Origin of the sequence: Nocardia acidivorans NBRC 108247, from assembly GCF_001625085.1 — a bacterium.
Taxonomy (GTDB): Bacteria; Actinomycetota; Actinomycetes; order Mycobacteriales; family Mycobacteriaceae; genus Nocardia; species Nocardia acidivorans.
On sequence record NZ_BDAW01000105.1, the window covers coordinates 1 to 13,582 of the forward strand.

The 13,582-nt window shown below is 67.5% G+C and carries 14 protein-coding genes; 6 read left to right on the forward strand and 8 right to left on the reverse strand.

Features of this window, described 5'->3' with window-relative positions; genetic code table 11:
* Nucleotides 1-93 precede the first annotated feature (93 nt).
* Together NA10_RS33085 and NA10_RS33090 are read right to left on the reverse strand one after the other, a co-directional pair.
* On the reverse strand, nucleotides 94-600 hold the full coding sequence (locus NA10_RS33085) for a GNAT family N-acetyltransferase (RefSeq protein WP_067574649.1): 507 nt from the start codon (nucleotides 598-600) through the stop codon (nucleotides 94-96).
* Between the two features lie 32 nt (nucleotides 601-632).
* A complete protein-coding gene (locus NA10_RS33090) occupies nucleotides 633-959 on the reverse strand; it encodes an ArsR/SmtB family transcription factor (RefSeq protein ID WP_067574650.1) in 327 nt (108 codons plus the stop codon).
* A gap of 93 nt (nucleotides 960-1,052) precedes the next feature.
* On the opposite strand from NA10_RS33090, the gene NA10_RS33095 reads away from it, so the two are divergent.
* From NA10_RS33095 to NA10_RS33105, 3 genes are all read left to right on the forward strand, one after another.
* On the forward strand, nucleotides 1,053-2,252 hold the full coding sequence (locus tag NA10_RS33095) for an MFS transporter (RefSeq protein WP_067574671.1): 1,200 nt from the start codon (nucleotides 1,053-1,055) through the stop codon (nucleotides 2,250-2,252).
* A gap of 106 nt (nucleotides 2,253-2,358) precedes the next feature.
* A complete protein-coding gene (locus tag NA10_RS33100) occupies nucleotides 2,359-3,774 on the forward strand; it encodes a pentapeptide repeat-containing protein (protein WP_245678158.1) in 1,416 nt (471 codons plus the stop codon).
* 98 nt (nucleotides 3,775-3,872) lie between these two features.
* Complete coding sequence (locus tag NA10_RS33105; protein ID WP_067574652.1) at nucleotides 3,873-4,646, forward strand: hypothetical protein; 774 nt, start codon at nucleotides 3,873-3,875, stop codon at nucleotides 4,644-4,646.
* 65 nt (nucleotides 4,647-4,711) lie between these two features.
* Here the strand turns inward: NA10_RS33105 and NA10_RS33110 are convergent, their stop codons facing one another.
* Nucleotides 4,712-5,368: a class I SAM-dependent methyltransferase gene (locus NA10_RS33110; RefSeq protein ID WP_373862473.1), complete on the reverse strand. Its 657-nt coding sequence runs from the start codon at nucleotides 5,366-5,368 to the stop codon at nucleotides 4,712-4,714.
* Nucleotides 5,369-5,465: 97 nt separating this feature from the next.
* Between NA10_RS33110 and NA10_RS33115 the strand changes: the two genes are divergently transcribed.
* Complete coding sequence (locus tag NA10_RS33115) at nucleotides 5,466-6,581, forward strand: alcohol dehydrogenase catalytic domain-containing protein (RefSeq protein ID WP_067574654.1); 1,116 nt, start codon at nucleotides 5,466-5,468, stop codon at nucleotides 6,579-6,581.
* Nucleotides 6,582-6,658: 77 nt separating this feature from the next.
* Here the strand turns inward: NA10_RS33115 and NA10_RS33120 are convergent, their stop codons facing one another.
* Nucleotides 6,659-8,224, reverse strand: a complete 1,566-nt coding sequence (locus NA10_RS33120; protein WP_067574655.1) for an esterase-like activity of phytase family protein — start codon at nucleotides 8,222-8,224, stop codon at nucleotides 6,659-6,661.
* Between the two features lie 155 nt (nucleotides 8,225-8,379).
* Between NA10_RS33120 and dapB the strand changes: the two genes are divergently transcribed.
* On the forward strand, nucleotides 8,380-9,135 hold the full coding sequence (dapB, locus tag NA10_RS33125; protein WP_245678159.1) for a 4-hydroxy-tetrahydrodipicolinate reductase: 756 nt from the start codon (nucleotides 8,380-8,382) through the stop codon (nucleotides 9,133-9,135).
* Complete coding sequence (locus tag NA10_RS33130; protein WP_067574656.1) at nucleotides 9,132-9,626, forward strand: hypothetical protein; 495 nt, start codon at nucleotides 9,132-9,134, stop codon at nucleotides 9,624-9,626. Before dapB ends, NA10_RS33130 begins: the two co-directional genes overlap by 4 nt.
* A gap of 55 nt (nucleotides 9,627-9,681) precedes the next feature.
* On the opposite strand, the gene puuE is transcribed toward NA10_RS33130, so the two are convergent.
* From puuE to NA10_RS33150, 4 genes are read right to left on the reverse strand one after another with little or no spacing between them, the layout of a single operon-like run.
* Nucleotides 9,682-10,596, reverse strand: coding sequence for an allantoinase PuuE (gene puuE, locus NA10_RS33135; RefSeq protein ID WP_067574657.1), 915 nt, complete (start codon nucleotides 10,594-10,596; stop codon nucleotides 9,682-9,684).
* Nucleotides 10,593-11,627, reverse strand: a complete 1,035-nt coding sequence (gene alc, locus NA10_RS33140) for an allantoicase (RefSeq protein ID WP_067574658.1) — start codon at nucleotides 11,625-11,627, stop codon at nucleotides 10,593-10,595. Before alc ends, puuE begins: the two co-directional genes overlap by 4 nt.
* Nucleotides 11,624-12,838, reverse strand: coding sequence for a DUF6986 family protein (locus tag NA10_RS33145; protein WP_067574659.1), 1,215 nt, complete (start codon nucleotides 12,836-12,838; stop codon nucleotides 11,624-11,626). The genes alc and NA10_RS33145 overlap by 4 nt, the downstream gene beginning before the upstream one ends.
* Nucleotides 12,835-13,581 carry an aspartate/glutamate racemase family protein gene (locus tag NA10_RS33150; protein ID WP_067574660.1) on the reverse strand — a complete coding sequence of 249 codons (747 nt, stop codon included), beginning with the start codon at nucleotides 13,579-13,581 and terminating at the stop codon, nucleotides 12,835-12,837. The genes NA10_RS33145 and NA10_RS33150 overlap by 4 nt, the downstream gene beginning before the upstream one ends.
* Nucleotide 13,582: the final 1 nt, after the last annotated feature.

A 13,582-nucleotide genomic window follows, 5' to 3' on the forward strand; every position in this document is an offset into this window, starting at 1 on the left:
TGCGAATGCGCGCGGGTGCGGGAGTGCGGCGCTATGCGTCCCGCCCGGCGCGCGGTGGCGCGCCGGGGATTTCGATGAGTTCGGATCGCCGAATCAGAGTTCGCGGCGCATGACGGTGCGCGGCCAGCGGTCGAGCCCGTATTCGGCCTCGCGGGCGCGAATTTTACGCAGCCCCGGGGTGAGCTCCTCATCGTCGACCATGTGGAAGCCCAGGCGCATGTAATACGGTGCGTTCCAAGGCACTTCGACGAAGGTGGTGAGGGTGAGCGCCGAGAGCCCCTGGCCGCGCGCGTGTTCGGCGGCGCGTTCGATGAGCAGGCGGCCGATGCCCTGCCGTCCGGCGTCCGGATGGACCGAGACCTGGCCGATGTGTTCGGTGCCGTCCACCTCCTCGCTGATGAGGTAGGCGATCGGAGTATCGCTGTCGTCGACGGCGACCCAGGCCCGGCCGGCGCGGCGATGCTCCTCGAGTAGTTCCAGTGAGGGTGGTTCGTCCTCGGCGATTTCGTTCATGCCGACGGTCCGGAACGGAGCTCCGGCGGCATCCTCGATGTCTTGCAGGGTCGGGAGATCGTCGGTCGTGGCCGCACGAATGCGCATTGATCGACGTTATCGCATGGCGCGGGCCCCGGTCACCCGGTTACCCGGTTCGCCGCGCCGAGTACCGCGTCCAGCAGTCCGGGCAGGGCGGAGTCGACCGCTTCGCTGCGCAGTCGCTGACAGGTTTGGCCGTCGATGGTGAGCCGTTCGGTCAGCCCGGCCTCGCGCAGGATCTTGAAGTGATGCGCGGCGGTCGACTTGCTGATCACGTCGTAGAGCGCACTGCACCGCAGCGGTGTTCCGGCATTGCCGAGCCGGCGCAGCATCTCCAGGCGGACCGGGTCCTGCAGCGCGCCCAGGACGGTGGCCAGAGGCGCCACGGGCAGCACCGCGGGCAGCGTCGTGTCGGTGTCTGTCATGAGCTACCTCACTCCGATAACTGGTTTGACGATCATCGAACCAGGGGTAGTGTCAGGTTCGATAATTATCAAACTTACCTGATGGAGGGTTCGATGGCAGCGACAGTGACGGTTGCGACCCGAGTCGAACCGGGCAGCCAGAGATGGGCGTACGCGCTCGTGCTCGCCGCCAGCGGCGTGGCGCTCGGGGTTTCGGGGGCACCCGCTCCGCTGTACGGCATGTACCAGCAGGCGTGGCATTTCTCGCCGCTGACCACCACTCTCGTCTTCGCCGTCTACGCCGTCGCGGCCCTGGTCGCGGTGCTGGTCTCCGGTCGCATCTCCGATGTGGTGGGCCGTAAGCCGGTGCTGCTGGGCGCTTTCGGCATCATGATCCTGGGCCTGGTGGTCTTCCTGTTCGCCGACAATGTGGCCATGCTGCTGCTGGCGCGGGCATTGCACGGAATCGCCGTCGGCGCGACCGTGGTGGCCGGTGCGGCGGCGCTGCTGGATATGCGCCCCAAGGACGGCGCGCGCTCCGGACAGCTCTCCGGTGTCGCCTTCAATGTCGGTATGGCCGTGGCGATTCTGGGTTCGGCGCTGCTGGCGCAGTACGCACCGCATCCGCTGCGCACGCCGTACGTGGTCATCACCCTGGCCTGCCTTGCCATCGGCGCGGGCGTGATCGCGTTGAACGAACCGCACACCGCGCGCACCGCCGGGCGCATCACCATCACCAGGCCCGCTGTGCCGCAGGAGATTCGGAGCGATTTCTGGTTCTCCGCGCTCGGCGTGATGGCGGCTTGGTCGGTGCTGGGCGTCCTGCTGTCGCTGTATCCGTCGCTGGCCTCGGCCAAGACGGGCATTCACAATCTGGTGTTCGGCGGCGCGGTGGTGGCCTCGACCGCCCTGGCCGGTGCGGGCGCGCAGTACTTCGCGACCGGAATTCCGGCCCGGCGCGCGGCCATCATCGGCGATATCGGTATGGCCGTCGCACTGCTGCTGACCATTCCGGCACTGGCCACGCACAACTGGGTGCTGGTGCTGGTGGCCGGTTTCGTGCTCGGCGGCGCCTTCGGCCTCGGCTTCGGTGGTTCACTGCGGCATCTGTCCAATGTCGTGCCGCATCACAAGCGGGGCGAGACCATGTCGGCGTACTACCTGCTGGCCTACACCGCCATGGCATTGCCGACGGTGGTCGCGGGGTGGGCCGCCACCACCTGGGGTCTGACCACCGTTTTCCCGTGGTTCGTGGTCGCGGTGTCCGCGGCCTGCCTGACGGCGGCCGGACTGGGTCTGCGGCGTCGGGTCTGATCCGGCTGAAATCACCTGTCGCGGAGTGGGAATCAGCACACCCCGCGCGGCGCGCAGGTGTGATCGTTATCCTTCCGCTATGCGACGGTGGGGCAGGTTCGGCGGGATGCTGAACCGGACAGGTCATCGATCGGCACTGTTGCTGTCGGTGTTGATCGCGGTGGTCGGTGGGGTGGCCGTCGGCGCGTTCACCTGGTGGATGCTGTGGCTGGCGCTGGGCGCGAAGGCGGAGACGCCGAATCAGCTGGATCTGGTCAAGATCGCGCTCGGCATCACCGCCGGGGTCGGTGCGGCGGTGGCGCTGGTGGTGGCGTATCGGCGGCAGCGCGATTCCGAGCGCGGGCGGTTCGCCGAGGTCTTCGGGGCGGCGGCATCGCAGCTCGGTAATACCGATGTGGCGGTGCGCATCGCGGGTGTCTACGCCATGGCCGGGGTGGCCGACGAGTTCTCCGCGCGCGGGCGACGGCAGCAGTGCATCGATGTGCTCTGCGGCTATCTGCGACTGCCGTACGCACCGGATGAGGGCGCCAGCCACCTGGTGTCCAAATCCCAGCGCATCGAGGATGCCGGGACGGGGGTGGAGCGCATCTACCACTATCGGCAGAATGACCGGCAGGTGCGCGAGACCATTGTCCGGGTGATCACCGAACGGCTCCGGCGCTCGGCCGAAGTGTCCTGGTCCGCTTGTGATTTCGACTTCTCCGACGCGGTCTTCGAGAACGCGGACTTCCGGTACGCCGTCTTCGCGGGTCGCAGTACCCGCTTCACCAACGCCTCGTTCACCGGCGGTCGGGAGACCACCTTCGAGGGCGCGTCCTTCCTGGGCAAGCGGGTCTCCTTCCGCGGGGCCATGTTCCGGGGCGGGAGCACCTCGTTCGAGCATGTGAAGTTCACGCACACCCGGGTGGAGCGCTACGAGCGCGATACCTCCGGAACCACCTTCGCCGACGCCACCTTCGGCGGTACGGTGAACTTCGACAATGCCGTATTCGGCGGTGCGCGAACGGAATTCACCCGCACCACCTTCGCCGGTGAGCGCAGCGGCTTCGCCAATGCCAGGTTCACCGCCGAGCTCACCGCCTTCGAGCGCACCGTCTTCGACGGCGATCGGGTGACCTTCACCGGGGCCGAATTCTCCGGTGCGCGCGTGATTTTCACCGCCGCCCGGTTCTACGCCGGGATGACCGCCTTCGACTGCGCCCAACTCGGCACCGCCACCCGCTGGCGCTCCGGCCGCACCGACGAGGTCACCTTCGCCCGCGCCGAGTACCACGGCAAGGTCTCCTTCGCCGACGCCGTCTTCGGCGGCCGCCTCATCACCTTCAACGGCGGAGACTTCTTCGGCGAGATCAACTTCCGGCGTGCCGCCTTCGACGCCCGCGAAATCTCCTTCGAACGCCCCAAGGCATGGGTCGGCGTCCACTGCGATTGGCAGGGCAGCTCGGCCGCCAAACCCGCCAATATCCGCCCCGAACAATGGCCCCCCATCCCCGCCGAAACCCCCGCGGACACCACCACCTGACGCCCCCCATTCCCCGATTTGTCGGATTGCCCCCGTACCGTGGCGTGCGATAGTTTGCGGCGGTACCGATCTAGGGGATTGTGGTGGGGACGCTGGGCATGGACTGGGCAGATGTGGGCCGAGCCGCGGCGTTGCTGCTGGCGGCAGCGGTAGTCGGCTTCTTCGCCATCGCCTCCGAACGCGAGGCGCGATCCTCATGGAACCCGGCCGCCCGCGGCAAACGCCGGCTGATCGTCCTCAGTGTCGTCCTCGGCCTCTTCGGTTGGCTCGCAATGGCTTCGGCGGCCATCCCGCTCACCTCGGTCATCGCGGGCGACACCGTGACCGGCAGCGCCCAGCCCACCTCCCCAGGCCTGGTCGACGCGGGCATCCCGACCAGCACCGCCAACCCGAAACCCGCCGCCCCCGATCCGCTACAGCAGCTCAAACCCGGTGACTGCGTGGAGGTTCCGATGCAGCCCGCCACCGATCCGGACGGCAGTCCGACCTGGAAACCCGGCAGCCCCGCCCCCGCCGACTGCAATACCATCGACGCGAATTACCGTGTGCTGCAGAACAGTCCGGACCCGTGCTCGGGCCCGCTCTACAAACTCGAGACCACCCGCAAGGATCACGCGGGCAAACAGCTCTACCACCTCTGCCTGGCCTTCGACTGGCGCGTCGGATTCTGCTACGACACCGCCCATATGGACGAACCGTCCAAGGTCGCCTGCGATACCCCCGGCGACCACATCGTCAAGGCCACCGCAGTCTTCGAGAACTCCACCGACGGCTCGGCCTGTCCCCGCGACGGCCAGGGCGCGGTCTGGGTCGTCTGGGACAAACGCCAGATGACGGTCTGCTTCCGCGGCGGCGATAAACCCGGCAGCTGAGCACGTGCATGTCATGGCGCAGGCCGAATACGGCGTGTCACCTGCGCCATGACATCGGTGTCGGATTACCCGCGGCGGCCGACGGTGATGACGTCGGGGACGAGCCAGGACGGGAGGGGACGGGCGATCTTGCGCTGGTCCGTCACGGTGAAACCGGCATCCTCCAGTAGCTTTCGGGTCTCGCGCGGGGAAGGTGCGTGCGCGGGGAAGCGCGGGCTGCGGGTCAGGCGTTGAATCGGGCGGGCAGTCGGGGCCGAGGGATGCATGGTGGCGATGGCGACCAGGCCGCCGGGGACCAGCACGCGATGGAATTCGCGCAGCGCCACCGGATGGTCGAAGAAGTGGAAAGCGCTGGTGGAGACCACCGCATCCAGTTCGCCGTCGCCGAGCGGCAGATGCTCGGCGGCCGAATGCCGCCAGTGCACCTCGGCGGAGCGGGCGCGGGCCTGGGCCAGCATGCCGGTCGAGGCGTCCACCCCGTACACCACCTCGGGCCGCAGCTCCCGTGCGATGCGGGTGGTGAGAATGCCGGTGCCGCAGCCGATATCGGCGATGCGGCGCGATCCGGCGGCGCGCAGTTCGGCCACCACCTGATCCTGCGGCGGACGGTAGAGAACCTGCTGGAGTGTCCTGGTGTCGTAGGCGCGGGCGACGTTTCCGAAGAATCCGGTCACCAGTTGGTTGAGCGCGCGGTTGCCTGTGGTCATTGCGGTGCTTGGCATATGTGCTCCTATCCGACCTTCATCGAAGCAGATTTCCAACTGTCTGGGTAGGTTGTCCGTCCGGTCCATCGCGGAGTGTTGGAGTAGCGTCGGGCGCATGAGGATTCGTGGAGCTGTCCTGGAACGAATCGGGGCACAGCCGCCCTTCGCCGAGTCGAAACCGATCGTGGTGAGCGAGCTCGACCTGGGTGAGCCCGGCCCCGGCGAACTACTGGTGAAGATCGAGGCGGCCGGCCTGTGCCACTCGGATCTGTCGGTGGTGGACGGGAATCGGGTGCGACCGGTACCCATGCTGCTCGGGCATGAGGCGGCCGGACGGGTCGAGGCCATCGGGCCGGGGGAGAGCGATCTCGCCGTCGGCCAGCGCGTGGTCATGACCTTCCTGCCGCGCTGCGGGGAATGCGCGGGCTGTGCGACCGAGGGCCGCACCCCCTGTCTGCCCGGCAGTATGGCGAACAATTCCGGTGAACTCATGAACGGCGGACGCCGACTGCTGCGCGATGGCGAGCCGGTGCATCATCACCTGGGCGTCTCCGCCTTCGCCACGCACGCGGTGGTGGATCGGCATTCGGTGGTCCCGGTCGAGGACGACGTACCGCCGGAGGTGGCCGCGGTACTGGGCTGCGCGGTGCTGACCGGCGGTGGGGCCCTGCTCAATTCGGCCAAGCCCGGTCCGGCCGATCGCATCATGGTGGTCGGGCTCGGCGGGGTCGGTATGGCCGCGGTGCTGGTCGCTGCCGCGCTGCGCGAGGGCACCGGCCGCGATGTGATCGCCGTGGACACCGTCCCGGAGAAGTTGAAGGCCGCCATGGAATTGGGCGCGACCGCCTCGTACACCCCGGCGGAGCTGGCCGAGCAGGGCATTCAGGCCGAGGTGGTGATCGAGGCGGCGGGCAATGTGCGCGCCTTCGAGACCGCGGTGGCCGCGACCGCGGTCGGCGGTACCACGGTGACGGTCGGGCTGCCCGCACCCGATGCCATGGCCAGCGTGTCGCCCCTGGGTCTGGTGGCGCAGGGCCGCTCCATCATCGGCAGTTATCTGGGCTCGGCCGTGCCGTCACGGGATATTCCGGAGTTCGTGCGCATGTGGCGCGAGGGCAAGTTGCCGGTCGAGCGATTGGTGTCCTCGCATATCAAGCTCGAGGACATCAACGCCGGTATGGATGAGCTGGCCGCGGGGCATGCGCTGCGCCAGGTGGTCGTCTTCGACTGAGCGGCAACACATTTCACTACCGATGAGAACGCCCGCCACGGATTCCCTTGGCGGGCGCGGTCTTTCGGCGGTCGGGCCTATGTGACGGTCAGGGTGATCGTCTTGGTCCGGGTCTCGGCGGGCAGCTTGGTGGTGTCCACCATGAGCACCTCACCACTGTCCTGCACGCCATTCGGCAGGATCTTGGCCTTGAGCCCGAAGGGCGGTGCGTCGCCGGTGGAACCCTCGACGCCGAAATCGCTGTCATTGGAGATGTAGAGCGTCTTACCGCCGTCGGTGGTGGCCACACCCTCGATCTTGTCGTGGCCGAAGAACTTGCCGTCGGCGTTCAGGCCGTCGACCAATCCGCCGAGGTCCAGGTTGGACTTCTTGGCGACCGTGGTGATGCCCGCCTTCTGTAGTGCGGCCACGCCGTCGGCGGTGCTCACGGTGCCGACGTAAACCTCGATCGGCTTGCCGTCGATCAGCAGGCCCTTCTCCGGGTCATACTGCGTCCCCGCGACTGTGGACTGCGGGCCGATATCTGTGGCATTGCCGATATCGATGGTCCACAGCTTCTTGTCGGCCTTGGGAGCCTTGTTGCCATCACGCTCGTCGACCACGAAGGTGGTGGCGCTCAATGCGGTGATCTCGGACACCGCGAGCTTGGACTTCGGGTTCTCCAGCGGGTAGATGAACTCCTTGACCGCCCGGGTCTTCAGGTCCAGGGTGACGATGCGCGTCATGGGAACCTCACGCGCGGAGGTGACCCCGGGCTCGTTCAGCGCGGACTGCACGATTCCGACCAGGGTGGTGCCGTCGGGGGTGACGGTCAGGCCCTCCATGCCCTGGTTGGCGGTGCGCAGCGAAAGTTCCTCGGGCAGACCGCGTCCCGGCGCGAGCCGCTCCAACTCCGTACCCTTGGCGTCGAAATGCACCAGAAACGGGCCGTATTCGTCCGAGACCCAGAAGCTGCCGTCGGGCAGCGCGACCAGGCCCTCACTGTCGATACCGTGATCGGTGGGCGGCAGCACATTTCCATTGAGATCCTTGATGGTCTCGCCGGTGGTCGCCGAGGTGTCGACCAGGCCGTTGAACGGCTGTCCGACCGGATTCTTCAGCGGGATGGTCGATTCCACCACCGCGCGGGTGCCGACCATCTTGAACTTGGCGATGGCGGGCGTGAAATCCGGTACGGCGACGATCTTTTCGCTCTTACCCTTGCCGTCCACATTCGGGCCGCGGTCGGTGAGCCCGTAGAACTCGTCCTTGGATCCGGGCACCGGCGCGAACGCCGAACCGAATCCGCTGCCCTGCACCGTGACTCCGCCGAAGTCGCCCAGCGGCTTGATATCGGTGGTGTACAGCTTCACCGCATCGGTGGTGGTGACGGTGATGCTGTCCGAACCGGTGTAGCCCGCGGCGGGGGTGTAGACCACCGAACCGTCGACGCGCCGGGTGATCGCGCCGTGCTGCGGGTCCGCGATACCCACCGCCGCCGTCCCGCCGGTCTTGGCCAGCAAGTCGTCGAGGGAGATGACCAGTGGCTGGTCCTTGGTCGCGGTGAAATCGGCACCGGCGTCGGCGGACGAGCAGGCGGCCAGGGTCGCAGCGCAGACGGCGACGGCGACGAGCGCGCTGGGAGTACTACGGGGAATTCTCACAGGCGATGCCTACCGGCCGGAGACAACCACCAGTTGACCGTGAACTGAACAATTGCCATCGCCCCACCGTAACGGGGGTTCCGCGGGTCCGATCGGCGACCCGATAGGCTCAGACCGGACTTTTTGTGATCGGGCGAGGCATGTGAGGAGACGTGGTGACCACGAACCGGATCCGGGTGGGTGTACTCGGAGCGCGCGGCAAGGTCGGACAGGCGATCTGCGCCGGGGTCGAGGCGGCCGCCGATCTGGAGCTCGTCGCCCAGGTCGACAAGGATGACGCGCTGGAGACCTTCACCGCCGCGGGCACCGAGGTCGTCATCGACTTCACCCACCCGGATGTGGTGATGCCGAATCTGGAATGGCTGGTGGCCAACGGCATTCACGCCGTGGTCGGCACCACCGGTTTCGACGCCGGACGGCTCGATCAGGTGCGCGGCTGGCTGGCCGCCAAGCCCGAGGTCGGCGTGCTCATCGCCCCCAATTTCGCCATCGGCGCGGTGCTGACCATGCGTTTCGCTGAACAGGCCGCGCGCTGGTTCGATTCGGTCGAGGTCATCGAATTGCACCACCCGAACAAGGCCGACGCGCCGTCCGGCACCGCCTTCCGCACCGCGAGCATGATCGCCGCCGCGCGCGAGAAGGCGGGCGCGGGCCGCAGCCCGGATGCCACCTCGCAGGAGCTCGAGGGTGCGCGCGGCGCGGATGTGGACGGTGTGCGGGTGCATTCGGTGCGCCTGGCCGGATTGGTCGCGCATCAGGAGGTGCTGTTCGGCACCCAGGGCGAGACCCTGACCATCCGCCACGACTCCATGGACCGGACCTCGTTCGTGCCCGGTGTGCTGCTCGGTACCCGTAAGACCCCGCATCGCCCCGGTCTGACCGTGGGCATCGACGCACTGCTGGACCTGTGACCGCGCCGGAGAACAACGGCCGGGAGGTCGGCAAGCGGGTCGCGTTCATCGCGGCCCTGGTGCTGGTGCTCGGTTTCTACTTCCTGCTGCTGGGGCGTATCGCGGTCAGCCTGATCTCCTCGGGGTCGATTCCTGCCGCGATTCTGGGTGTCGGCGTGCTGGTGCTGCCGCTGCTCGGGGTCTGGGTGGTGGCGTCCAGTGTGCGCGCGGCCTTCGCGCATCAGCATCTGGCCAAGCGGATTCATGCCGAGGGGCTGGAGTTGGACACCTCGGAGCTGCCGCGCCGTCCATCGGGTCGGCTCGAACGCGAAGCGGCCGATCAGCTTTTCGAGCGGGTGAAGACCGAATGGGAAGCCGATCCGGACAACTGGCGGACCAACTATCGCGCCGCGCGCGCGTACGACTACGCGGGTGACCGCACCCGTGCGCGCGAAGTCATGCGCCGCGCAGTGGAATTGGAGCGTCAGGAGCGCACCGCCCAGCAGTCCTGACGCCGAATAGGGAACGGCCCGGAACCGGTTGGTTCCGGGCCGTTTTCCGCTCTGCCTACTTCGGCGGATGCACCGTGCGCCAGTGGTTCGCGATATCGATGCGGCGGGTCAGCCACACTTTGTCATGCGACTGCACATAGTCCAGAAAACGCTCCAGAGACTTTGCGCGAGCGGGCTTTCCGACAATGCGGCAGTGCAGGCCCACCGACAGCATCTTCGGGGCCCCGGCCTCGCCCTCGGCGTAGAGGATGTCGAAGGCGTCGCGCAGGTACGAGAAGAACTCGTCACCGTTGGCGAAACCGGCGGGGGAGGAGAACCGCATGTCATTGGCCTCCAGGGTGTACGGCACGACCAGCTGATCGTGTTCGCCCACCTTCACCCAGTACGGCAGGTCATCGGCGTAGGAGTCCGAGTCGTACGCGAATCCGCCGTGTTCGACGACCAGTTCACGGGTCCGGGGTGAATCCCGTCCGGTGTACCAGCCGCGCGGCGGCTCACCGAACAGACGGGTGATGATCTGCACCGCCTCGTGCATATGCTCACGCTCGATCTTGGCATCGACCTCCTGGTAGGAGATCCAGCGCAGCCCGTGGCAGGCGATCTCGTGGCCCAGGCGCTTGAACGCCGCGACCGCCTCCGGATTGCGCTCCAGTGCCCGCGCCACACCGAAGATGGTGAGCGGGATATCGCGCTGTTCGAACAGTCGCAGCACTCGCCAGAGTCCGGCCCGCGAGCCGTACTCGTAGATGGTCTCCATCGACAGGTGCCGGTCCGGGAACGACTGCGCCGGAACGATATCCGACAGGAAGGTCTCCGACCCCGCATCGCCGTCGAGGACATTGTTCTCCCCGCCCTCCTCATAATTGAGGACGAAGTTCACCGCGATATTGGCCTGTCCCGGCCACCGCGGATGCGGGGGATTGGGACCGTAACCGACCATATCCCGCGGGTAGAGGTCGAAATCGCTCATGCGCCTTCACCTTCCCGCTCCGCGGCCATCGCCGCCCGCGCCGCCTCGGTGAGGGTGCCGAACAGCCGCAGTCGCGCCAGCCCGCCGTCGGGGAAGGCGTCCAGGCGCACCTGTACGACGGCTGCCTGCGAGTCGATGGCGAATCGATGTCGGGTATCGGGCCGAATCACCGTGCGCGGCAACAGTTCCACCTCGGAGCCGTCCGCGCGAATGCCGGTGAGCGCGGTCGCGCCCGGACTGTTGAACAGGAAGTACGAGGTGTCGATCTCGGCCATGGTGAGCACGCCCTCGCCCGCCAATTGCACCAGCACCCAGTCATTGTCCTTATCGCGACGCCGCGCGGTCTCCCAGCCCTCACCCATGGAACGCGCCCGCCCGGGCAGCAGGATCTGTTCGGGATGGGAGTAGAAGCGGTTCGAGCAATCCGCCACCAGCCCGCCGTTCTCCAGCGCGGCCAAATCGAACGGCCCCGAATCCAGCCAGCGCAGTTCGGGTTTGGCGATACCGTGCACGCGCAGTCGTGCCACGCCGCCGTCCGGGAACATGCGCAGTCGCACATGGGTGAACCGCCGCTTGGAGTCCACCGGGAACGGATTGCGACTGTCCCCGTTCACCGCGGCCCGCGCCACAATGGTGGTCCACCCGTCCAGCTCGGCGATCTCCTCCGCGGACGGATACCCCTGCACCGCAATCGCTTCCACCGACACCTGCGGCGGATAGTTCCCCTTGAACCAGGCGGTGTCCACCACCACCCCGTGAATCACCCCGGGCACGCCCAGCCGCACGATCGCGGTATCGCAATCATCGCTCTCGGGCGCGGCCCCGACCTCCCCCCGTCGCCGCCGAGTCTCCCACCCGTCGTACACCTGTCCCTTATGCCCGAAAGTGGCGGGCTGATAGGTGGATTCCTCCGGCCGGATCAAATTCTCCCGCTCCGCGAAGGATTCGTCATTGGCCCAGATCACCGCGCCGCCCAGCGAGCGCACGGCCAGATCGGGCAGCAGCGTGAAATCAGTTGAATCAGCGGTCATAGTGAAGGCATCTTCCTTTCTCGCAACTGATGAAGCACGGTGACGGTCGCGGCCGGGACCAGGGCCGTCACCTCGTCGGGACCGAAAGCGCCGCAATCCAATCCGCGTAGCACGACGGTCGCAAGAGCCTGGGCGGTGGCGGGTTCGTCTACGACCGCGCCACCCTGGCGGTCGAGGTAGCGGCCGATGCGCGGGGCGGCCACCTCGAGGGCGGTGCGATAGAAGGCGAAGGTGGCCAGCCAGCGGGTGGCCAGGTGGCCCGCGCCCATATCCCAGCCCTGGTAGTAGCCGCGTTCGAGCGAGCGGGTGACCAGGCGGTAGTGGCGAGCCAGGGCGGTGCGCACCTCGGCGTCGGTGCCGATGGGCAGCACCTGGGTGGAGCCGTCGCAGACCCAGACGCCGGTCTGGGCGGCCGCGGCCTGCATGACGGCCTTGGCGTGATCGGCCACCGGATGCTCCAGGGACTGGAACTGCGGGGCGACACCGCAGGCGGCGCTGTAATCGTAGGTGCCATAATGTAATCCGGTGCAGCGCCCGGCCGAGCGGTGAATGGCCCGCGCGACGGTGGCGGTGCCGTCGGCGGCGATCACGGCCTGTGGGCTCTCGATCTGCAACTCGAACTTCAGTGCGCCTTCGGGCAGCCCATGCGCGGATTCGATTGCCTCGCACAGCAGAACGGCGGCCTCGGCCTGATCGGCGGAGCGAATCTTGGGAATGGTGAAGACGAAACCTTCGGGCACACCGCCCGCGCCGTCCAGGACCTTCTCCAAAGTCCTTACCGCACGCTCCCATTCGAGGGTGGTGAGCCCCTTCATGCGGATGCCGCGCGAGACCACCTCGGCGGGCAGCGCCGCCAGCACCGCACCGGCGTGCAGCGCGTCGCGATCCTCCACCTCGTCACCGCGGGTGCCGTAGCCGTCCTCGAAATCCAGGCGCAGATCCTGAACGGGCCGCCAGCGCAGCGCGTTCAGCGTCCGCGTCAGCGCCTCCGCGCCGGCCAGCTCGGTCAGCACATCACCGTGCTTACCGGCCAATTCGATGGCGTTCGCGCCCCATTCCTTCGGCAGTTCCGGCGTGGCCTCGGCGGCGCTCACATACACGGTGTGAATGGGCTGTCCCGCCCGATCCCCCGGATATCGTTGCGCCAGTTCCGCATCGATCGACCGCAGGCGGCCTTCGATATCACCCAGTACGTACGAGGGCAGGGTCACTTACGCGCCTCCTGACTGTCTAGGGAGAATCCGGCCAGCAGGCCGGTGTACTGCTTGGGCAGCGGTGCGGCGTACTCACCGCGACCGGATTTGCGCAGCCCCATGGTGACCAGGGACTGCACGGTGAGTGTGGCGGCGGCGACACCGTCGACCACCGGCACCCCGACCTCGCGGGTCAGGTATTCGCACAGATCCGCCATCCCCGCGCAGCCCAGCACGATGGCATCGGAGTTGTCGGTGTGCACGGCCTCGCGGCAGGCATCGGCGATCACGGTGCGCGCCTTGGGATCTTCGAGCTCGAGCACCGGGATCTCACACGCGTGAATGCCCGCGCAGAACCGCTCCATACCGTAGCGTTCGGCCAATTCGGCGGCCCGGCCGCCGGTGCGGGCCAGCGTGGTCACCACGCTGAAGCTGCGCCCCAGATGGCTGGCGGCCTGCATGGCTGCCTCGGCGATACCGATCACCGGCCCGCGCGCCAGCTCGCGCGCGGCATCCAGGCCCGGATCGCCGAAACAGGAGATGACATACCCGTCCACGCCCTCGGCCTCGCCGCGTACGATCTCCGCGAGCAGGCCGGGAATGGAAAGCGCCTCGTCGTAATGACTTTCGATGGACACCGGTCCCATCGCGGGGGTGATGCCCTCGACAATGGTCCCGGGTGCGACCACCGCGCGCGCGGCCTCGGCGGCCAGCTCTGTCATGGCGGCGGTGGTATTGGGGTTGATTACTCGAATTCGCATG

What these genes read in the sequence shown, in the direction of transcription:
- puuE (WP_067574657.1), bottom strand. Translation starts at nt 10,596, where the DNA reads ATGAGCGATTTCGACCTCTACCCGCGGGATATGGTCGGTTACGGTCCC.
- NA10_RS33105 (WP_067574652.1), top strand. Translation starts at nt 3,873, where the DNA reads ATGGACTGGGCAGATGTGGGCCGAGCCGCGGCGTTGCTGCTGGCGGCA.
- NA10_RS33115 (WP_067574654.1), top strand. Translation starts at nt 5,466, where the DNA reads ATGAGGATTCGTGGAGCTGTCCTGGAACGAATCGGGGCACAGCCGCCC.
- alc (WP_067574658.1), bottom strand. Translation starts at nt 11,627, where the DNA reads ATGACCGCTGATTCAACTGATTTCACGCTGCTGCCCGATCTGGCCGTG.
- NA10_RS33110 (WP_373862473.1), bottom strand. Translation starts at nt 5,368, where the DNA reads ATGCCAAGCACCGCAATGACCACAGGCAACCGCGCGCTCAACCAACTG.
- NA10_RS33095 (WP_067574671.1), top strand. Translation starts at nt 1,053, where the DNA reads ATGGCAGCGACAGTGACGGTTGCGACCCGAGTCGAACCGGGCAGCCAG.
- NA10_RS33100 (WP_245678158.1), top strand. Translation starts at nt 2,359, where the DNA reads ATGCTGAACCGGACAGGTCATCGATCGGCACTGTTGCTGTCGGTGTTG.
- NA10_RS33085 (WP_067574649.1), bottom strand. Translation starts at nt 600, where the DNA reads ATGCGCATTCGTGCGGCCACGACCGACGATCTCCCGACCCTGCAAGAC.
- NA10_RS33090 (WP_067574650.1), bottom strand. Translation starts at nt 959, where the DNA reads ATGACAGACACCGACACGACGCTGCCCGCGGTGCTGCCCGTGGCGCCT.
- NA10_RS33150 (WP_067574660.1), bottom strand. Translation starts at nt 13,581, where the DNA reads ATGCGAATTCGAGTAATCAACCCCAATACCACCGCCGCCATGACAGAG.